The following is an 18,593-nucleotide window of genomic DNA, read 5'->3' on the forward strand; positions in this document are numbered from 1 at the left end:
AGCTTTAGTTACACTGCTTTAAATAGGCGATTGGAAATAAAGCTGTATATTTTTTAAATTCATTTTGAACGTCTAAATCACTGACTTTATAGACTTCGCTAGAATGTTGATAAACATCAGTCACTGCTGCCAGAGAACCTTCTTCACCGTCTCTATAGTGATAACGGAAGGTTTTTTGCGTGGCATGGAGTAGTTTTTGCTTCATGGGTGGTTGATGAAGGAAGGTATAATTAAACACACGATTTTCCATCTCCAAATAATATCGAGCTTGAATACGACAACCTCGATTTAATTTAATCAGTTTGAATTCATTTCCCTCAGAACTTCTAAACTCTGCTTCATCCAAGTTATTAATCGATTGTAAAATATATGCTTTTGCATAGGCTGGTGAATATAAGCCAAAACAAAGCAGAGCGAGCATAAGTGACGGATAAGCTGTCCTATTCATTGTGCGGTCTTTTTAGCTGATTGTTTAACTCACTATAAGGCGTAATCAGGTGTTTTAAAATATAAAACAAGACCCCATACCAGAGGCCTCCATTAACTCAAAAGTTATAAATAAAAAATTATAAATTTTAGAATCTACGATTCGCTCGTTTAAACGTCCCAAAGTCATTAAAACGAACCCCATTTTCTTGCATCACTGGATAGCAGTCTTGGGCAATGGCTTGACGAATATAAAATGGATCACGTACAACAAAATGGTGAATGGCATGTGTACCAGCAAAGTTAAAACAAAAGGCTTGTAAAGGTTTCATTCGCCAATCTGTCCAGACCTGACACTGCTGAACGATATTGCCATCTTCAACATCGCCATAATAATGCATATTGGAACTGGTAAAATGCAGGCTTAAAGTGCGTAAAAAATTTGGTGCTGCAATGCTTACGGCATAAAACTTTGTGGTTTTGTCTGCAAGTCTCCATAAGCTATTTTTAGGTTGTGCTATGCCTGTGGCTTTCATTGCCAATTTGGCAGCATTGATCAATAAGAAACCATGCCATAAGGCATAATGAATATGTCCAAAGGGTGCATAACTCGCAGAAAGTTTTGCTTTTAATTTGAGTTTATCTGCTTGGGATAAATGCTTTTGAGCATGAATAAAACGCTTGGTGGTTTTCATCATGGTGATGGGGCGTAAATAGATCGCCAACATATTGTCACCAGTCATCAGCAAACGTTTTAAGCCCCATTGGTCACCATTGTTAATACCGCGTTCTTCTAAATCTGTTTTGGTACCCGATGATTTGTGATGATGTAGATGTACCTCGCGACGTATCCATGGGTTCACGGTACTTGGGCGAAAGGCGTAAACGGCTGCCAACATGGCATCATTGATTTTTTTGTTTTTACGGTAATACATTTGGTGAATAAGATCATGCTCTAGTTCATGTAAGAGCGACATCCAAAATGCAGAAAGCGGAATTGCCACATACCAAGGCATTTTCCCACGAGTGTATTGTGTTATATTGAAAATAATCCCTGTTACAGCTGTTACAAGGATGGCTAGGCCAATTTGGTCTTGGTGCTGAACCAGCCAAGGATGACGTTCGCGTAATTGATTTCCAGCTTCCAAAATTGTTTTACGAATTCGGTGGCTACGTTGTTCATCTTCTGGATCAGCAAAAAGTTTAGTTTTGCTTTGTATGGACATTTGTACATCGGAAAGGGGTAAATTCATCTCCGGTTTCCTCTATATTTTTGTAGTACTACAAGGAAGTTTTTAAAACCAACATTTGTTGGGTTTTATGAGAGATTATCTGATGATTAAAATAACGTCAACGTCAGTTTTAAAAAAAATGACGAAAAAGGTGAGCCAACCAAAACAAGAACGTTCCCAAAAAAGAATGGATAAGATGCTGGCAACCACGCAAGAGTTACTGTTATCCATTGGAATTGAAAAGATTTCGATTCCTGAAATTGCCAATGCATCTGGTGTTCCACGGACCAGTATTTATCAGTTCTTTCCGACGAAATACGATATTTTTCGTCATATTGCACTGACGCATTTAAACGATTTAGTCAAACAACTCGGACAAGCTGCTGTTCGAGTGTTGACGGAAAACCCAAATGCACCCATAGAAGTATACGGACAGTTACTCTCAGAGAGTATGATTCGTACCACAGCCAAATATTTTAATGAATCTGAAACGGCGAGCTTGTTGATTTTAAGTGGACCTTTTACCCGACAAGCTTATCTGGAATACCAAATAGAATTAAAAAAAGTCAGTCATGGTGTCCGAAAAGCATTGGAAATGATTAAAGTGGATGAATATGTACCACAGGAGCCTGATACATTGACGATTTTGATGGAATTGGTTTTTACTTGTATGAAGCATGGTTATTACAACGAAAGCTATATTTCTGAAGCCATCATTCAAGAGGCCTACCGTATGACCAATGCATACTTATTGGCTTTAAAGAATAATTCTTTTGGTTTTTCAGAAGCATCGGCTTCGTAAGTAAAATTGGCTCTCTATCATTAAGGAAAAGCAATGAAAGCTGTATTTTTAGATTATGAATCTTTAGATAAACAGGATTTGGATTTTCGTCAGCTAAAAGCAGCTTTTGATGACTTAATACTTTATCCATCGACCACAGCAGAGCAAGTTCTAGCACGCATTCAACATGTAGACGTGGTGATCAGCAACAAAGTGATTGTGAATGCTGAGACGATGGAGCAATGTAAAAATTTAAAATTAATTTTGATTTCGGCCACGGGGACCAACAATATTGATTTAGATTTTGCACGATCAAAAGGTATTGTGGTGTGTAATTGTCAGGGCTATGGCACATCTGCAGTTGCACAGCATACACTGACGTTAATGTTGGCATTAGCAACATCTTTACTCAAATATGAGCATGCAGTTAAACAAGGCGAATGGAACAAATCGCCAATTTTCTGCTTACTGGATTTTCCAATTGTTGAATTATCTGGGAAAACTCTTGGCATCATTGGTTATGGTGAGCTTGGTCAAGCGGTTGCCAAGTTGGCAGAAGCTTTTGGGATGAAAATTTTGGTCGCATCATTACCCAATCGACCAACGCATAAGGATCGAATACCTTTTGCCGAATTGCTTGCGCAAGTCGATTTTCTTTCTCTGCATTGTCCTCTAACAGATGAAACACGTGATTTAATTGATAGCCAAGCCTTTGATAAGATGAAAAAATCTGCATTTTTAATCAATTGTGCCCGCGGTGGTATCGTTAATGAACAGGCTTTGGCCGATGCATTAAGACAAGGCAAAATTGCAGGTGCGGCAACAGATGTGCTTTCTGTTGAACCACCGACACAAGGTAATGTTTTACTTGCACAAGATATTCCAAACCTGATTATCACACCGCATAGTGCGTGGGGTAGTGTAGATGCACGTCAAGGTATTGTGAATCAAATGCTTGAAAATGTTGAGGCATTTAAGCAGGGGAAAGTGATTCGTCAGGTGAATGGCTAAAGAGCCGAGTGAAAAAGCACAATGAAAAAAGGCGCAATTAAAAAACACCGTTAAATAGCTATATTCGTTTTTACTGCTATCACTTTGAGCATAGGTAGCGCAAGGTGTGGAGATCGACGGATTAAGTGTGTTTAGCTGCTTATCTTGGTACACCAACCTCATCATCTGTTGAACTTTGCGTATTGCTTGAGTTGGTATCTTTTGAACCTGTGGTATTGGTGTTGACATCACGCTCTTGGTTTTCGATTGGTAATGACTGTTTTTTAATTTCAGGTTCTTCTTGCCCATTGTTGGGTAATTGATTTTGAACTGCGGGTTGAACAGGTTGTGTGGTGATCGGCGTATTTTGAACGTTTGCTGTAGTTGCAGCAGTTACAGTATTCGTCGTATTGGGTGTGGTCGAAGATTGACTTAAGCTGCCTTGTTCAATCGGAACATTTAAATTGGTTTTACCCATCACTCGATCTTTGGTTTGCTCAACTTTTTTTACCGCAGTATCTATGCCTTGGCGAGTACTATCACGAGCCTCAGTGGCTTTTTCAGTGGTATATTTTTTGGTATTTTCAATGGTTTCATCCAAAGACGGTTTAATTTTTTGAATCCCTTTTTCGGTCGCATCACCTACTTTTTCAGCGGTATTCTGTACAGCTTCACCGGTCTTATGTGCCAATACTTTAAAAATATTTGGATTATCACCATATGGCTGGGTTTGATTTTGAGTATTGGTTTGCGCATAGAGTGATGGTGTTGCAAGTATTGCAGTGATCACACATAGACTTTTGATCATCTTCATGATGTTTTGATCCCTTTATGATGATTGTAGCGATTCGCTCAGTGCTAATTGGGATTATCATACTGTTTTATTTAGATAAAAAGTAAAATGGAAAGAAAAATCCTACAGCAAGAAAACATATGTATACATTGCATACCAAATTACTAGTAGATATATAAGAAAAGCTCACCTAAGTGAGCTTTTTTAAATGGGCATTAAATCTAAATTATTTTGTAGCAACTTTAGCGTCTGTAGATACAGCGACTTTAGCGCTACCTACTGGTGTTTTCACATGGGTTTGTGAATTTACTTTTGCACCTGTATTTGCTGGTTTTGGTTTAACTAAATCCTTGGTTTTCTGCCAAGTTTTACTTGTCGCTGATTTGGTTTTGTCTTTTACTTTAACAGCTGCTTCTTTGGTGTTGTGACCCGCTTCAGAACTTAGTTTTTTGGTATTTTCCCACGCACCTTTCGTCGCAACTTTACCTTTGTCTATGCCTGTTTCCACACCAGTCCCGACTTTATCAGCAGCATGTTTAGTGCCGTCCCATGCATCTTTAGATACATCACGGGTTTTATCGACACCTTTTTCAACACCTGTCCCGACTTTATCAGCTACATTTTTAGTGCCATCCCACGCATCTTTAGACACATCACGGGTTTTATCGACACCTTTTTCGAGACCTGTACCTACTTTAGCAGCAGTATTCTTAGTGCCATCCCAAGCGTCTTTAGACACTTCACGGGTTTTATCAACACCTTTTTCGAGACCATTACCTACTTTATCTGCTGTGTTATGGATACCTTGACCAATGTTGCTTAGAATGCCTCCATTGGTTCCGACTTCAGCAGAAGCATTTGCACTTACATCTGTATTGGCAAAAAGAGGAGAGCTGGCAAGAAGTGCTGTGGCGATCACTGTTGTTTTAAGCATTTTCATAATTAGTTTTATCCTGTACCTGAATGAGTTCAAGTTTGAGTGTTGCCTATAATAATGTGAAATATGTATAAAAATAGCCTTAGAGATAAAACAGCAACAGCTTATCTACAGAGTTTTAACAATAGTGTAAGAATTGTGAATGAATGTTACGACTAGACGTGTTTGGAAGACTTGGGCATTTTTATTTTTTAAATTCTGATGCTTATAAGAATATGAGAACGATGATAAAAGCATTTTCTGTAAGAATTTCTAGCTTGTTATTAAAACAAAAACGACATAAGCTTTGGGTTAAATTGTTGGTTTAATCATCATAATGAAAAATATAATAATCTTGATATTTCTCACCTTTATATTGAGTTTAAAACCCAGTTTTGCCTGCGGCTGTGGTGATGAATTGTCTTCCAGCCATCAAATAATGAGTTGGATTGTGATGGGCGTGGTTTTTTTAATTTATTTGATTCCAAGCCTTTATTTTGCAAAATATTTTAGGAAATATCAGCTATCTATTGAGCATTTGATTTTGTCTCATGTGCTGATGATTGCGATGCTCTACGCAATGATGAATTCGTTTAAATTGGGTTTAAATCCAATTTATTATTGGTTTGCTGATTACCTCCCAAATAGTTTCATATTTGCTGCGATTGGATTCATTGGCGTCCTTGTTTGGATTTATCCCGTGATTTATGTGGCTAAAAGAGCGAAATAATTTTGTATTTAGCTCTTTTAGCTTCGACGACGTATCAAAGTGAAGTGCCGAGATTAATTACATTTTTCCAGATTTGATGTTTTAAAGTTATTTTTAAGTGAGTTGAAGTTTTTTAGCTTTTCAGCATCTTTTGGGTCAAAAACAGTTTGTTTATTTTCGACTTCAGCATCTACATTTGAAAATGCTGAGATGAGCTGATCACCTTTAAAAATCCAATGTTCTGTGGCTTTTCCTGTTTCAAAGTTGCCAGTAAATTCGATGACACAGTTGTCTGTTTGTTTGATGAGTTTGGCAAGGTTATGTTTTGTGCTTGGTTCAGCAGAGATATTTTTATGTTGTTCTAAAACAGTTGGAGCATTTGGATTGGTGGGTGTGGTTGAGCAGGCAGAGAGGGCGATCACTATTAACGGTACAGATAATAATATTTTAGAATTCATATGCTTTTGATCTTAAACTTAACTTGATCAATTGAGTCTATACAATGTATTGGGAATATTTAGTTTTAGATTGTTAATTTTTATTGTTATGTTTTCATTTATTCATGCATTTTGGAAAGCAAAAACTAAAAATAAACCCGCTCGAAAGCGGGTTATAATTTATGTTTCTACTTAGTGCTGTAACACCGAAATATCCGCAACACTTGTAAACAAGTCACGTAACTGTGCAAGTAAACGTAAACGGTTTGCTCCCAACTCTGAATCCCTGATTCTCAAAGAACGTATTCGTCGCCTAATGTAAAAGACGAAACAGCGAAAGATTTTTACCCATGCTCTTGATGATAATGGCGTGTTTGAAGTGTGAGTAATTGTGATTTTAAATGATTTAAATCTTCATCTAAACCAAATCTTTGCGCTAAAGGATCAACCAAGTGGCTTGAGTCAAGATGAGTGGTCTGTAAAGACAAATCATTTGAAAAAGACTTTAACTGTTGTCTACGAGACACGCTAGAACACGAATAGCGTCTAAATTTTTCAAGTAAGAAAACTAAACGGCGTGTTTCAAGTGTACTTAGATTATTTGTTATAGAAGGTAAAAGCTCTGAATAGAGTAAAGCTTCAGCAACTGGTTTCACTTCACTAAATGTTGCCGATGATAATGGTTGTTTTAACAACGTATTCAAAGCATGTTCAAACTCTACCTGATTCATCATATGAGTTAACCTCTTAACTCCGAAAGGATTGACACGATATATTGAATATTCGAGTGTAATTGTTCAGGAGTCGCATAGTACATTTCAGCATTATTCGCTGATTTTTTAAACGCTTCAAGAGAAAACTTACCATTAAGGTATAATTCTTTGATGTCTTCGATATCTCTATCAGATAAACGAGCAAGTTTTGAAATGGCTAAATCTAAACCGGATACTAAATAAACTTCAACAATGCTATTGGCAACTAAAGGAATCGCTCTTTCAGGATAGTCAGGGTCGACAGATGCAAGGCTGGTGTTAAAACTACGATCAAACTCTAAATTAGTTTCAAGATTATTATCATCTAAATATTCAACGTCATTATTTTCTAAAAACAAAACTATATCGTGTTTCTTTAATTGCTGGATTGCCTGAATTTCAGCATCTATATCATTGCTACCACGAGCATTGGTATGAATATGAAATGCACAACCACCAAAAATAAATGCTTTTACAGCGCCATTAGGTAGATTCTTATGATTTTTTAATATGTAATTCCCAAGCTCTTGAAAGAGCTTGAGAATAGCGATAGTAATTGGAGAATTACTATAGATCGTCATACTTAGTGCTGTAACACCGAAATATCTGCAACGCTTGTAAACAAGTCACGTAACTGTGCAAGTAAACGTAAACGGTTTGCTTTGAGTTCTGCATCATCTGCCATGACCATCACATTCTCAAAGAATGCATCAATCGGTGCACGAAGCGCAGCCAACTTAGAAAGCGCAGTGGTGTAGTCTTTCGCGTCCAAAAGTGGTTGAACTGCAGGTTTGATATTTTGAATTTCGGTATATAGCGCCTTTTCAGCATCTTCAAGCAATTTAGCTTCAACAATCTCACCTGTAGGTGCAGCTTCTTTTGCCAAGATATTGGCAACACGCTTATTGGCAGCAGCCAAAGCAGCAGCTTCTGGCAAGTCACGGAAATGATTTACCGCCGTCACACGCTTATCAAAATCAAGTGGAGATTTTGGAGAAAGTGCTTGAACAGCCTGAATCACATCAACGGCAACACCTTGGTCTTCGTACTTAGCACGGTAACGACCTTCAAGGAATGCGACAGCATCGGCTAAAGTCTTCGCATGATCTTTCAATACATCGCCATAAGCAGCCAAAGCAAGCTTGATCAGTTCTTCAATCGAAACATCAAGATTATTTTCAGTCACCAAACGTAAGATACCAATCGCAGAACGACGTAAAGCAAATGGATCTTTCGAACCTGTTGGTGCTTGGCCAATCCCGAAAATACCTGTGAGGGTATCTAAACGATCAGCAAGGGCAATGGTTGTACCTGTTTTCGTTTTTGGTAGAACATCGCCAGCAAACTTAGGTAAATATTGCTCACCTAAAGCTTCAGCAACTTCATCATTTTCGCCTTCAATACGTGCGTAATAAGTTCCCGCAATCCCTTGAAGTTCAGGGAATTCACCGACTAACTCTGAAGTTAAGTCACATTTTGCAAGCAGTGCAGCTTTTTCAGCATCTACAGAATTTGCACCCGTGATTGCAGATAACGCCACAGCCAATTTTGCAATACGTTCAGACTTGTTCCAAAGTGTGCCCAATTGTGCTTGGAAGACCATATTGGCTAATTTTTCTTTACGAGAAGCAAGTGGTTGCTTTTGATCTTGTAAGAAGAAAAACTCTGCATCAGACAAACGAGGACGTACAACTTTTTCATTGCCTTCAATGATTTGAGTTGGATCTTTAGACTCAATATTGGAAACAGTAATGAAATAAGGCTGTAATTTATGTGCTGCATTGACCAAACAGAAATACTTCTGGTTGTCTTGCATCGTGGTAATCAAAGCTTCTTGAGGTACAGCAAGGAAACGTTCTTCAAAGCTTGCACGTAGCGCAACAGGCCATTCAACCAATGCAGTCACTTCATCACGTAGGTCAGCAGGAACGATGGCAATCGCATTGACTTCATCAGCCAAAGCTTTAACTTGTTGGTCAATGATTGCTTGACGCTCTTCAAAAGAAGCTACGACATGTGCTGCTTTTAATTTCGGCAAATAATCATCTGAGTTTGTTAATGAAATCGCTTCAGGGGCATGGAAACGGTGACCATAGGTCAGATTGCCCGCTTTATGATCCTGAATCGTTGCATCAATCACATCATTGTCTTTTAACAAGACGACCCATTTCACCGGACGAACAAATTCAGTACGGCTTGCCGCAGAGCGCATACGTTTTGCGATGGGTAAATTATCCAATGCTGTTTGTAAAATTTGTGGAAGTAAAGCGTCAAGACTTTGACCTTTCACATCTTTTAAATAACAAACTTTTTCAACTTTACCTGCTTGGAACGTTGATACTTGATCCGCAGTAATGCCTTGACCACGCATAAAGCCTTCTAAGGCTTTGGTTGGTTTGCCTTCTGCATCATAAGCAGCTTGTAGGGCAGGACCATCAAAACGCTTTTGAGTGTCTGCTTGTGCACCATCAACATTGACAATTTTTAATGCCAAACGACGTGGTGCTGCATAAGCTTCAATTGAATCAAATGCCAAACCTGCGTCTTTTAAACCTTTAACCGTTTCAGCTTGTAACGCATCACGTAAGGTCTTTAAGCTTTTAGGCGGTAATTCTTCACAGCCAAGTTCGAATAAAACTGTATGTTTAGACATTATTTATTCTCCTCAGCTTTTGCTTCTGCTTCAACTTGTGCCTTTAACTGTGCAAGCACTTCGTCACGTAAATGCGGTTCAGCCATTGGGAAACCGAGTTTGGCACGAGCAGCCACATAGCTTTGTGCAATAGAGCGTGCCAAAGTACGCACACGTAAAATATAACGTTGACGCTCAGTGACAGAAATAGCACCACGTGCATCGAGTAAGTTAAAGCTGTGTGATGCTTTGATGACTTGCTCATATGCTGGAAGTGGAAGTTCCGCTTCCATTAAACGGGTTGCTTCAGCTTCATAAAAATCGAAGAGTTCAAACATTTTTTCAACGTTGGCATATTCAAAGTTATAAGTTGATTGCTCTACTTCATTTTGATGGAACACATCACCGTAGGTGACGGTACCAAATTGACCTTTGGTCCAAACCAAATCATAAACTGAATCAACACCTTGCAAGTACATTGCCAGACGTTCAAGACCGTAAGTGATTTCACCTGTGACCGGGTAGCATTCAACCCCACCAACTTGTTGGAAGTAAGTAAACTGAGTCACTTCCATACCATTTAACCACACTTCCCAACCTAAGCCCCAAGCGCCCAATGTTGGAGATTCCCAGTTGTCTTCTACAAAACGAATGTCATGTGTAAGCGTGTCAATACCAATCGCTTCTAAAGAGTCTAGATACAGTTGTTGGATATTGTCAGGGTTCGGTTTAAGCACCACTTGGAATTGATAGTAGTGTTGTAAACGGTTTGGGTTTTCGCCATAACGACCGTCTTTAGGACGACGTGAGGGTTGAACGTATGCTGCGTTCCATGTTTCTGGCCCAAGCGCACGTAAGAATGTTGCAGTGTGAAATGTCCCTGCGCCCATTTCCATATCGTAAGGCTGTAACACAACACAACCTTGTTCAGCCCAGTAGTTTTGTAAGGCAAGAATTAAGCCTTGGAATGTATCAATATGCGATATGGCGCGACTCATGCAGCATCCACTATAAGTATTAGAAAAAATTGGTTCTAAGTATAAGGATTTTGGGGAGGTGTGGCAAAGGTTAGTCTATAAATATTGATTCTTATCGCAGATCAACTTATGTGCATTTTTTCAGATTTTCTTTTGAGATAAAACTTTTCATTTCTTTGGCCTCTTTTCTTATTTTCATTTCCTCAATGTGCTCTTCAATTTTTGCATCTGGAGCATCACTATTGATTACGGGTTCCGAGCTTGAATTTTCAGATATTAAAATGAGATCATCCCTAAAAAAAGCCCAATCTTTTTCTATTGTTGGTATATTTTTAGAAGTGGTTTTTGCTTTTAAGATGCAGATTTTATCTTTTTTAATCAGCGTAAGTTCAAGTGTGCTTGATGGTTCGCCCGTCATTGCAATTTGCTTTGTTTCTAAAATTACAGGTTCATTTGATGTACTACATGCAGCAAGGTAAAAAGAAGAAGTTAAAATGATGAAATGGATTATTTTGTTCATTGGTAAAATTAAATAAGTTAAATTATATGTTTGATATTAACATAAAAAATTTATATTCATGAACTTTGTAAAGGTAGAGGGCGCTTCAAAAGCTGAATGTCGGAAGTTCATCATGACGATGTCACAACGCTTCATTCAATGTTAAGTAAGTGAATTATTTAGAAATCATAGGGGCGAATTTAGAGGATGATAAAATGCACAAGATCATTATTGGGCTGTAGCAAAATTAGAAAAGACCAATCAAAACTTAATCTTCAATCCATAATCCTTTTTCAATGCCAATAACGCCTCAGCATTGCCTTTGGCATCATCAACAGGGTTATGAGTATGTGCTGTTTTACGCAAATGCTTAAAACTTTGAAAGCTATCTTTGACCAGTCCTTTATACAAACTGCCTAAATTTTGTGAACTAAATCCAAACGGATTACTGCCAGTAAAATGATGAAAATACCAACAGACAAACATCCAGTCAAAACCATTATTATCACTAATAAAGATAGGGCGATCTTTACTGACTTTACTCACCCACTTGGCAAAGTCTTTCATAACATGCTCAGGATTGTTAAAGCTTAGGGTTTCTTCACGACTAAAGCCTGAAACTGCGAGCGCTTGAGGAATATAATTCTCGGAAATTGGTTTAAGTAAACCGTAGAATTGTTGATGTAAGTGATCTTCGACCAACACTGCACCTAGCGCAATCATTGAGTAATCACCGGGAATTGGACCATCTGCTTCGATGTCCACCATAATATAAGCCATATATTTTCCTTATTTTAAGATATTGTTTTTATGCTGGAAGTCATTATAAATGATGATTTTAATCGCTGACAAACTTTATCGGTATTTTGCTTTTTTAATATTTATAGCTTATAAATTATTGAATAAATTTAAAACATTTTTAAATCATCCCTTATGCAAAAAATACAGAAAAACAAACTTTGGCTAAGCCTTCTCCTTATTGTATTGGCAGTTATTTCTATTCCTGCAATTCATCTTTTTAAAACAAAAATCAATGAGCAACAGGGAATTGAGCATATTCCTACAGGTTATCGGGATGATGCCAGTCATCTTAATTTGACAAAAGTGCATAAAATTGTCGATGTAGAAAGTACACCCGAAGCGATTCAACAACAACTTAAAACTTTACTTAAATATGCAGCTGAACATCATCTAAAAGTCTCGATTGCAGGAGCTAAGCACAGTATGGGCGGGCACACCATTTACCCTGATGGTATTGCACTGAATATGTTGCCTTATAACCACATGAGCTTTGATGAGAAGAGTAATATTCTCACGATTGGCTCGGGTGCAACGTGGGAAGAGGCACTTCGGTATCTAGACCGCTATGGTAAATCAATTGCAGTGATGCAAGCGTTTAGTAATTTCTCAATTGGCGGCTCGATCAGTGTCAATGGACATGGTTGGCAAAAGAATTCACCCCCAGTTTCATCCAGTGTTGAGTCATTTACCTTGATGAATGCCCAGGGAGAAATTGTAAAATGTAGTCTTACAGAACATCCTGAACTGTTTAAATTGGTGATTGGTGGCTATGGATTATTTGGCATTATTCTCGATGTAAAATTAAAAGTTGTAGATAATGTTGCTTTAACATTTCAATCAATTTCAGTTTTACCTGAAGACTATGTAAACGCGTACCAAAAGATTGTCAGCAATAATCCAGATGTACAATTTGCTTATGGTCGTTTACGTATTTCAGACAAGCATTTTTTACAGCAGGCAACCTTAAACTATTTTGAAAAAATCGATAAAAAACCTTTAGCCTTGTCACAACAGCAAAGTAAAAACGCTGAAACTAAGCGGATTGTGTTCCGTGGCTCTGTCGATAGTGAATACGGCAAACGGCTACGCTGGGATCTAGAAAGTAGTCTGAATTCAGTATCGCCTTATGCGATATTTAGTCGCAATGAAATTCTCAGTGAAGATGCCGCCTTGATTGAAAATAAAGATATCCATTCAACCGATCTATTGCATGAATATTTTATTCCAAAGCAGCACTTGGCTCAGTTTATTCAAGATCTCAAGCCCGTGTTAAAAACTAAAAAAGTGGATCTACTCAATATCACGATTCGTGAAGTTGAACATGATCATGATGCATTTATGAATTATGCCCGAGAGGATGTTTTTGGCTTGGTGTTTCTGTTTAATCAAAAGAAGACCCCACAACAAGAGCAGGATATGCAACAACTGACTCAGCAATTGGTTGATATTACACTTAAAAACCAAGGCACATTTTATTTGCCTTATCGCTTACATGTAAGTCGCGACAAGATGCGTTTAGCCTATCCGCAAACGGATGCTTTTTTTAGTTTGAAGAAAAAATATGATCCAGAGGAGATTTTTAGTAATCAGTTCTATCTACATTATCGTGAGTCGTGAATGATGGTCTGGAAAATACTTTTAATAAACCCCAATAACAGCACCCTGCAAATACAGAAATTGCATAAAAAAACCAATCGCTCAATAGTTTCCATAGCGGTGTAGGCAATGATCCAGTAAAAACCAGATAGCCAATGATGCTGACAATTAACCACATCAACAGTGAGCCGACGAAAATACTGAAAAAATTAAGCCAATACTGATGTGCAAGCCAAAGTGAAATGACATAAGCAACTGGAATGACTATAACGCAATAAATCAGATAAATGATTAAGCTGATACCAAATATTGTGAGTAGAGACTGTATATCATATTGATGATTCATAAAAAGAAAAAATGCGACCAATAGGATTAAGCTCAGACTGGGTGCTAAAAACAAAGCCTTTAAAATCGATTTATTGCTATATTGAGCCATGATCAAAACAACAAAGGAATAAATATGATAAGAGCATGCACAATCATGATGGTTTTATCTACAACTATTTGTTCAATATCAGCTTATGCAGAACAGAGTGCTGCTTCACCTGATGTATATAACCAATGTGTTGAACAAACCATCGAAAAACTGGCTTTAGGTAACATTAACAATGCTGTGGTTGAATCATGTAGTAACCAGAGCAGGGCATATTATGAAAAAGAAATTGTCAAAGTTCTTGATCAGATCAAAAAACAGAGTCAGATAGACCTTCGGCAAGAACGTTATAATGACATCATGAAATCGCAACGCTTATGGAAAGCTTATGTTGATCAGGAGTGCCAAAATGCTGGAAGTTATATTGGTTCACCCATGTATGCGTTTTGCCCAATGCAAGAATATGGGAAAAGACTTGATCAATTGACTGAATATGCCCAGTGAAAAATCAGTAGATGAGAAATATCGGCGAAAAATTTATCCATTTAAGATAGATAATAAATATATCTTATAACCACAACATCGTATAATTCACACTTTAAACCGTGTTAAAGCGCAGGACTGTCGTGTTTCATACGCAACTTGAATGGTTAAATACCTTAAAACCCAATTTTAAAGTTTTACCGCTAAAAGATCGTTTAGTCTGTGGTGTTGGGGCACTGCTTGGATTAGCAGTGTCATCATTGATCAGTTGGTATGTACTCGGTGGATTTAATGCATGGTATATCGCACCGATGGGCGCGTCCTCGGTATTGCTCTTTGCTGTACCCGCGAGTCCTTTAGCACAACCTTGGAATATGGTGGTGGGGAATACCATCGCAGGTTTAGTCGGCGTGACCTGTGCCATCTTTATTTCCAATCCAACCGAGGCATTTAGTGTTGCTGTTGCGTTGTCGATATTTTTGATGATGAGTACAGATTCATTGCATCCGCCAAGTGGCGCAGTGGCGATTACTGCCGTATTGGGTGGTACTTCTATTCACCAATTGGGTTATCAATTTATCTTTTACCCAGTATTACTCAATTCAGTCTTGCTGCTAGTGATTGCAATCATTTTTAATCGTATGTTAGGAAAGCAATATCCACAGGTTGCACAGCTCAATACACGTTCTAAAGATCCAACGCCGACACAGAAAGTCACCATTCAACCGCAAGATATTCAAGATGTGTTAGAACAACAGACACAGCTTTTAGATATTAGTGAATATGATTTACAAAAAATCATTTTAGAAGCACAGGCAAAGGCCAATGCAAGAGCAGTACATCAATACCTTTGCCAAGATATTATGAGCAAGGATGTGCTGAGCTTGGATGAGCAAGATGATATTCACCAAGCTTTAGATAAGTTTAAACATGTGAATTTGATGAGTTTGCCCGTGCTCAATGCTGATCGGGAATTGGTTGGCACATTGGCATTGTATGAAATTGTAGAATGGTTTAAACGCGCTGCCGATGCTCGTGCCCCTTGGGAACATTTGGTCAAACAAATTATGAATCGACAAGTGGTGACTGTTCAGCCGACGCAACCGATTCAAGACTTGGTGCCTTATTTCGTTGAGCGCTCTTTTAATTATATCCCTGTGGTTGATCATCAAAAAATGGTCGGGATTATTAGTCGCGCAGATATGATTGCAGCATTACAGCAACAACTCAATAATTCACAATGATACTGTTTAAAAATAAAACCGTTTAAAAATGATGCGGTATAAAAAAAGCTACAGCAGTTTGGGGGAACTGTTGTAGCTGAAAAGGGTAATATCTTTAAATCGAAGTCAATTAATGGGTTTTCTCTTCATAAATGGTTCGTACAGGGCGTTCATAGCTTTGCGGTTCATTTAGCTGCAATTTTTGTTTTGGCATAATTAACCAAAGCACCAAATACACTAAAATACCTGGAAAAGCTGCGCTCAAACATGAAACAATTACGAAAATAATTCGTAGTAATGTGACATTCCAACCAAAACGTTCAGCAATACCGCCCATTACACCGGCGATCATATTATGTCGGCTTGAACGATATAAACCAGAATTGGCCATTTAAATCTCCTTAAAGTTATTCATCATCATTCATGATTAAAAATTTAAAAATGAATTTATATAAGTAAATAGTGGCGTTTCTGTTTGATTCTTCAAGTGAATCACCGATTAAAATTGTTAAGACTGTGTAACAACGCCAGTTAAATCATTAAAAATAATGTAAAAAGTGTCCAAACTTATAGGGAGATGGTTGAGACAAATATGTTTTTTATACTTTTGTAAAAAATACACCGTTAAGATTTCGAGAAACGGTACAACACAATAAGATATACATATACACATTCATTTTTGATGTGTCTGGCACGGTGTAATTGGGTTATTTGGATTTATGTATTTAACTTTTCATAAAGTAATTTTTTTTCGAATTTTAGGCATCAGTATTTGTACAGTACTGAGTGCTTGCGATTCCTCAAAATCAAATGATAAACAACAAGGTGCATCTGACACACAAAATTCATCCAGTGAGCTTGCTTTGCAGCCAACGCCACAACGTGCCAATGCAAGTGAAGGTAAAAAACTGACCGATCTTGCGGGTCAAGCCACCTTACCTGCAATTGCAGAAATGAAAGGGCAAGACCAGCAAAGCGACGTAGTTTCCACAAAAGCTGAGGCATTTGTAGGACGTTATCATGTTCAAATGAGTTGTGAAGACCCTTTTGCCAAGTGTGAAAAAGGCAGTGCAGAGTTTATTATTAACTTACTCCCAGACGGTACCGCACATCGTACCTTTGTGTATATGGGGAAAATGACTTATGAAAATAATGATATAAAACCGAACCGTGGTTATCAAAAAAATACTTGGGCCTATGATGAAGTAAATCATGAAATCGTGATTAACCGAATTGAAGGTATTCAGTTCTATTACAAAGTGGATGCACAAAACGACTTGGTGATGGATATTGATAAAATTGTTAATGGAACTGAAGAAAATCGACTCTATTTTAGTCAACACCATACCGCACCAACAAAAGCCTATGTGTTAAAGAAATTTGATAATTAAAAAGCGAAACAATCGAATAAGCGCATTTGAATAAGAACGCTGTTTTGATCAAGACATATGTTGATTTAAACAATCTGGTGGGACTTGAGGGTGTAACCCACCAGAATGACGCATTTAAAATTTTGAAATGAATGATCATCTCAGAAAAGCATTTTTTAAATTGAACAAATCTTAGAAAATCAGTTAGCAGTTAAACATTGTGTATCGTCTAGAAATGCAATGTTAAAACGCTTTGGTTAAACTAAAAATTGCACCGTTTGCGACTGTACGTTTTTCACTTTTAGAGAGCTGATCGGTATTCAAGTTGGTACCAACCGCAGATAACTCCGCAGTTAAACCTTCAAGTGTTTTGAATTGATAATTCACCCCAAGCTTCCAATCGACATAATTGTCAGCATTGAGATCAATCAATGCACCTTTATCTTGGATGATGGAATAACCAATACTTGAAGTTAGACCAAAACCTGTTTCAGCCAATGGTACTGAATAGCCTAAGGTGAAGTTCCATGCATTACCTGCAAATCCAATATAGTCATCACTATAATTAATATTGGTGAGGAGACTATCTTTAACCAAAAATACGTTATCAAGGGTTAAACGTGCAGAAAACTCATGCCATGCCCAATCCGACCAACCCGGGTAGCTAAATCGGTTATAGCTTAAATCTAGTGTTGGCTTAACTTTTTCAGACCAATTTAATGCCGTGTTATAGCCAATATATGAGGTAAACTCAAAATGTGGTGATGTTGAACCACCAAAGTCCGTATTGGCAGCAAAGATTCCGCCGTATAAACCAGAATCATGTGACAGTACAAAGGTCCCTTGTACAGCTGGATCATTACGAGATTGGGAGAGTCCACGGAAACGGTAGTCCGTTGTCAGTGCAGCAGAACCACTTAAGCTAAGACCTGATGAATGTCCCGTTTCTGTGGCCATAGCAGAATGAGTCGCCATTGTTGTCAGCATTACCGATAAAATTACTGGTTTAATCATATTGATTTCCTTTTCGTAAAAATTTGGATTATTCCAAAATCCTTTTTTATGTCGATCAACGACGCATTTTTGTTTTTGTTATCTTAAGTACTGATGTTATAAAGAGATAATAGAATATTCAGAACACATGCCTCAAAAAATCTGAATCGCTTGGGTATAACGATGACTTTTATCCAATGGAGTTAAATTTTTTTAATGATTATTTATGTAATTATTTTTTAATAAAAAATTCTTTTGAACGATAAATTACTTTTTTTAACCCTAGATCAATGATCTGCTTTTCACTCATCGTTTTATTCAATTCAAGTGGTACTCAAGCTGGTGTATAGGTCGATATTGAATATCGAACAAATACAGGCCTGAGATAATTTTTTCTTTAATCTGTTCGTGATTATTCTGGCCTCAATATTTTTAACATATTAGATGGTCTTTATTTGAAATTTTAAGGTGATTTCGCAAATGATTTTGATCTCTTTGCGATGGAGTAACTATGCTATTCAGTCCTTTTTAGTCTTACTTTAAAAAAACTAAAGGCTTGATACTGAATATAAAAATTTAAGCTGATCCTAAGATTGGTTATAACTTTTTT

20 protein-coding genes and 1 pseudogene are annotated in these 18,593 nt (G+C 37.6%); 6 read left to right on the forward strand and 15 right to left on the reverse strand.

The window, feature by feature from the left end:
* Positions 1-4 precede the first annotated feature (4 nt).
* Complete coding sequence (locus tag FHR28_RS15945) at positions 5-448, reverse strand: hypothetical protein (RefSeq protein ID WP_105714017.1); 444 nt, start codon at positions 446-448, stop codon at positions 5-7.
* Between the two features lie 127 nt (positions 449-575).
* Positions 576-1,679 carry a fatty acid desaturase gene (locus FHR28_RS15950; protein ID WP_096732826.1) on the reverse strand — a complete coding sequence of 368 codons (1,104 nt, stop codon included), beginning with the start codon at positions 1,677-1,679 and terminating at the stop codon, positions 576-578.
* An 82-nt stretch (positions 1,680-1,761) separates the two neighbouring features.
* Between FHR28_RS15950 and FHR28_RS15955 the strand changes: the two genes are divergently transcribed.
* The gene (locus FHR28_RS15955; protein ID WP_105714016.1) at positions 1,762-2,460 is read left to right on the forward strand and encodes a TetR/AcrR family transcriptional regulator; all 699 of its coding nucleotides are present in this window, start codon (positions 1,762-1,764) and stop codon (positions 2,458-2,460) included.
* A gap of 33 nt (positions 2,461-2,493) precedes the next feature.
* Entirely contained in the window at positions 2,494-3,450 is a 957-nt protein-coding gene (locus tag FHR28_RS15960; protein ID WP_105714015.1) for a 2-hydroxyacid dehydrogenase, read from the forward strand.
* 139 nt (positions 3,451-3,589) lie between these two features.
* Here FHR28_RS15960 and FHR28_RS15965 read toward each other — a convergent pair whose 3' ends face one another.
* From FHR28_RS15965 to FHR28_RS16010, 10 genes and pseudogenes are all read right to left on the reverse strand, one after another.
* Entirely contained in the window at positions 3,590-4,243 is a 654-nt protein-coding gene (locus FHR28_RS15965) for a hypothetical protein (RefSeq protein WP_166783052.1), read from the reverse strand.
* A gap of 205 nt (positions 4,244-4,448) precedes the next feature.
* Positions 4,449-5,162: a hypothetical protein gene (locus tag FHR28_RS15970; RefSeq protein ID WP_105714013.1), complete on the reverse strand. Its 714-nt coding sequence runs from the start codon at positions 5,160-5,162 to the stop codon at positions 4,449-4,451.
* 759 nt (positions 5,163-5,921) lie between these two features.
* Positions 5,922-6,305: a hypothetical protein gene (locus FHR28_RS15980; RefSeq protein ID WP_056516780.1), complete on the reverse strand. Its 384-nt coding sequence runs from the start codon at positions 6,303-6,305 to the stop codon at positions 5,922-5,924.
* Between the two features lie 171 nt (positions 6,306-6,476).
* Positions 6,477-6,569: pseudogene (locus FHR28_RS22165) on the reverse strand (hypothetical protein); the annotation flags it as partial.
* Between the two features lie 59 nt (positions 6,570-6,628).
* On the reverse strand, positions 6,629-7,018 hold the full coding sequence (locus FHR28_RS15985; protein ID WP_004718187.1) for a hypothetical protein: 390 nt from the start codon (positions 7,016-7,018) through the stop codon (positions 6,629-6,631).
* Between the two features lie 5 nt (positions 7,019-7,023).
* Positions 7,024-7,617, reverse strand: coding sequence for a DUF6036 family nucleotidyltransferase (locus FHR28_RS15990; RefSeq protein WP_166783053.1), 594 nt, complete (start codon positions 7,615-7,617; stop codon positions 7,024-7,026).
* Between the two features lie 2 nt (positions 7,618-7,619).
* A complete protein-coding gene (gene glyS / locus FHR28_RS15995; RefSeq protein ID WP_056516783.1) occupies positions 7,620-9,689 on the reverse strand; it encodes a glycine--tRNA ligase subunit beta in 2,070 nt (689 codons plus the stop codon).
* Entirely contained in the window at positions 9,689-10,666 is a 978-nt protein-coding gene (gene glyQ / locus FHR28_RS16000) for a glycine--tRNA ligase subunit alpha (protein WP_004718182.1), read from the reverse strand. Before glyQ ends, glyS begins: the two co-directional genes overlap by 1 nt.
* Before the next feature lie 106 nt (positions 10,667-10,772).
* Positions 10,773-11,165 carry a hypothetical protein gene (locus FHR28_RS16005; RefSeq protein WP_166783054.1) on the reverse strand — a complete coding sequence of 131 codons (393 nt, stop codon included), beginning with the start codon at positions 11,163-11,165 and terminating at the stop codon, positions 10,773-10,775.
* A 240-nt stretch (positions 11,166-11,405) separates the two neighbouring features.
* Positions 11,406-11,924, reverse strand: a complete 519-nt coding sequence (locus FHR28_RS16010) for a 3'-5' exoribonuclease (protein WP_166783055.1) — start codon at positions 11,922-11,924, stop codon at positions 11,406-11,408.
* Positions 11,925-12,077: 153 nt separating this feature from the next.
* Here FHR28_RS16010 and FHR28_RS16015 point away from each other — a divergent pair, with 153 nt between their 5' ends.
* Positions 12,078-13,562 (forward strand): FAD-binding oxidoreductase, encoded by a 1,485-nt coding sequence (locus FHR28_RS16015; RefSeq protein ID WP_166783056.1) that lies wholly within the window; start codon positions 12,078-12,080, stop codon positions 13,560-13,562.
* On the opposite strand, the gene FHR28_RS16020 is transcribed toward FHR28_RS16015, so the two are convergent.
* Positions 13,525-13,977 carry a hypothetical protein gene (locus tag FHR28_RS16020; protein WP_151956650.1) on the reverse strand — a complete coding sequence of 151 codons (453 nt, stop codon included), beginning with the start codon at positions 13,975-13,977 and terminating at the stop codon, positions 13,525-13,527. The genes FHR28_RS16015 and FHR28_RS16020 overlap by 38 nt on opposite strands.
* A gap of 24 nt (positions 13,978-14,001) precedes the next feature.
* Between FHR28_RS16020 and FHR28_RS16025 the strand changes: the two genes are divergently transcribed.
* Together FHR28_RS16025 and FHR28_RS16030 are read left to right on the forward strand one after the other, a co-directional pair.
* Positions 14,002-14,418, forward strand: coding sequence for a lysozyme inhibitor LprI family protein (locus FHR28_RS16025; RefSeq protein ID WP_151956651.1), 417 nt, complete (start codon positions 14,002-14,004; stop codon positions 14,416-14,418).
* A gap of 122 nt (positions 14,419-14,540) precedes the next feature.
* On the forward strand, positions 14,541-15,641 hold the full coding sequence (locus tag FHR28_RS16030) for an HPP family protein (protein ID WP_151956652.1): 1,101 nt from the start codon (positions 14,541-14,543) through the stop codon (positions 15,639-15,641).
* Between the two features lie 109 nt (positions 15,642-15,750).
* On the opposite strand, the gene FHR28_RS16035 is transcribed toward FHR28_RS16030, so the two are convergent.
* Entirely contained in the window at positions 15,751-16,011 is a 261-nt protein-coding gene (locus FHR28_RS16035) for a PspC domain-containing protein (RefSeq protein WP_004718168.1), read from the reverse strand.
* 328 nt (positions 16,012-16,339) lie between these two features.
* On the opposite strand from FHR28_RS16035, the gene FHR28_RS16040 reads away from it, so the two are divergent.
* A complete protein-coding gene (locus tag FHR28_RS16040; RefSeq protein WP_166783057.1) occupies positions 16,340-17,011 on the forward strand; it encodes a hypothetical protein in 672 nt (223 codons plus the stop codon).
* A 222-nt stretch (positions 17,012-17,233) separates the two neighbouring features.
* On the opposite strand, the gene FHR28_RS16045 is transcribed toward FHR28_RS16040, so the two are convergent.
* Positions 17,234-18,004 carry a TorF family putative porin gene (locus FHR28_RS16045; protein ID WP_166783058.1) on the reverse strand — a complete coding sequence of 257 codons (771 nt, stop codon included), beginning with the start codon at positions 18,002-18,004 and terminating at the stop codon, positions 17,234-17,236.
* Between the last annotated feature and the right edge of the window lie 589 nt (positions 18,005-18,593).

Source organism: Acinetobacter sp. BIGb0196 (genome assembly GCF_011759595.1).
GTDB classification, from domain to species: domain Bacteria; phylum Pseudomonadota; class Gammaproteobacteria; order Pseudomonadales; family Moraxellaceae; genus Acinetobacter; species Acinetobacter guillouiae.

Bases quoted from the DNA above. Each gene is read 5' to 3' on its own strand.
- FHR28_RS16005 (WP_166783054.1), bottom strand. From the start codon at position 11,165: ATGAACAAAATAATCCATTTCATCATTTTAACTTCTTCTTTTTACCTT.
- FHR28_RS16015 (WP_166783056.1), top strand. From the start codon at position 12,078: ATGCAAAAAATACAGAAAAACAAACTTTGGCTAAGCCTTCTCCTTATT.
- FHR28_RS16025 (WP_151956651.1), top strand. From the start codon at position 14,002: ATGATAAGAGCATGCACAATCATGATGGTTTTATCTACAACTATTTGT.
- FHR28_RS15945 (WP_105714017.1), bottom strand. From the start codon at position 448: ATGAATAGGACAGCTTATCCGTCACTTATGCTCGCTCTGCTTTGTTTT.
- FHR28_RS15980 (WP_056516780.1), bottom strand. From the start codon at position 6,305: ATGAATTCTAAAATATTATTATCTGTACCGTTAATAGTGATCGCCCTC.
- glyS (WP_056516783.1), bottom strand. From the start codon at position 9,689: ATGTCTAAACATACAGTTTTATTCGAACTTGGCTGTGAAGAATTACCG.
- FHR28_RS16040 (WP_166783057.1), top strand. From the start codon at position 16,340: ATGTATTTAACTTTTCATAAAGTAATTTTTTTTCGAATTTTAGGCATC.
- FHR28_RS16010 (WP_166783055.1), bottom strand. From the start codon at position 11,924: ATGGCTTATATTATGGTGGACATCGAAGCAGATGGTCCAATTCCCGGT.
- FHR28_RS15960 (WP_105714015.1), top strand. From the start codon at position 2,494: ATGAAAGCTGTATTTTTAGATTATGAATCTTTAGATAAACAGGATTTG.
- FHR28_RS15990 (WP_166783053.1), bottom strand. From the start codon at position 7,617: ATGACGATCTATAGTAATTCTCCAATTACTATCGCTATTCTCAAGCTC.
- FHR28_RS15955 (WP_105714016.1), top strand. From the start codon at position 1,762: ATGATTAAAATAACGTCAACGTCAGTTTTAAAAAAAATGACGAAAAAG.
- FHR28_RS15985 (WP_004718187.1), bottom strand. From the start codon at position 7,018: ATGATGAATCAGGTAGAGTTTGAACATGCTTTGAATACGTTGTTAAAA.
- FHR28_RS16035 (WP_004718168.1), bottom strand. From the start codon at position 16,011: ATGGCCAATTCTGGTTTATATCGTTCAAGCCGACATAATATGATCGCC.
- FHR28_RS15970 (WP_105714013.1), bottom strand. From the start codon at position 5,162: ATGAAAATGCTTAAAACAACAGTGATCGCCACAGCACTTCTTGCCAGC.
- FHR28_RS16045 (WP_166783058.1), bottom strand. From the start codon at position 18,004: ATGATTAAACCAGTAATTTTATCGGTAATGCTGACAACAATGGCGACT.
- FHR28_RS15950 (WP_096732826.1), bottom strand. From the start codon at position 1,679: ATGAATTTACCCCTTTCCGATGTACAAATGTCCATACAAAGCAAAACT.
- FHR28_RS16020 (WP_151956650.1), bottom strand. From the start codon at position 13,977: ATGGCTCAATATAGCAATAAATCGATTTTAAAGGCTTTGTTTTTAGCA.
- glyQ (WP_004718182.1), bottom strand. From the start codon at position 10,666: ATGAGTCGCGCCATATCGCATATTGATACATTCCAAGGCTTAATTCTT.
- FHR28_RS15965 (WP_166783052.1), bottom strand. From the start codon at position 4,243: ATGAAGATGATCAAAAGTCTATGTGTGATCACTGCAATACTTGCAACA.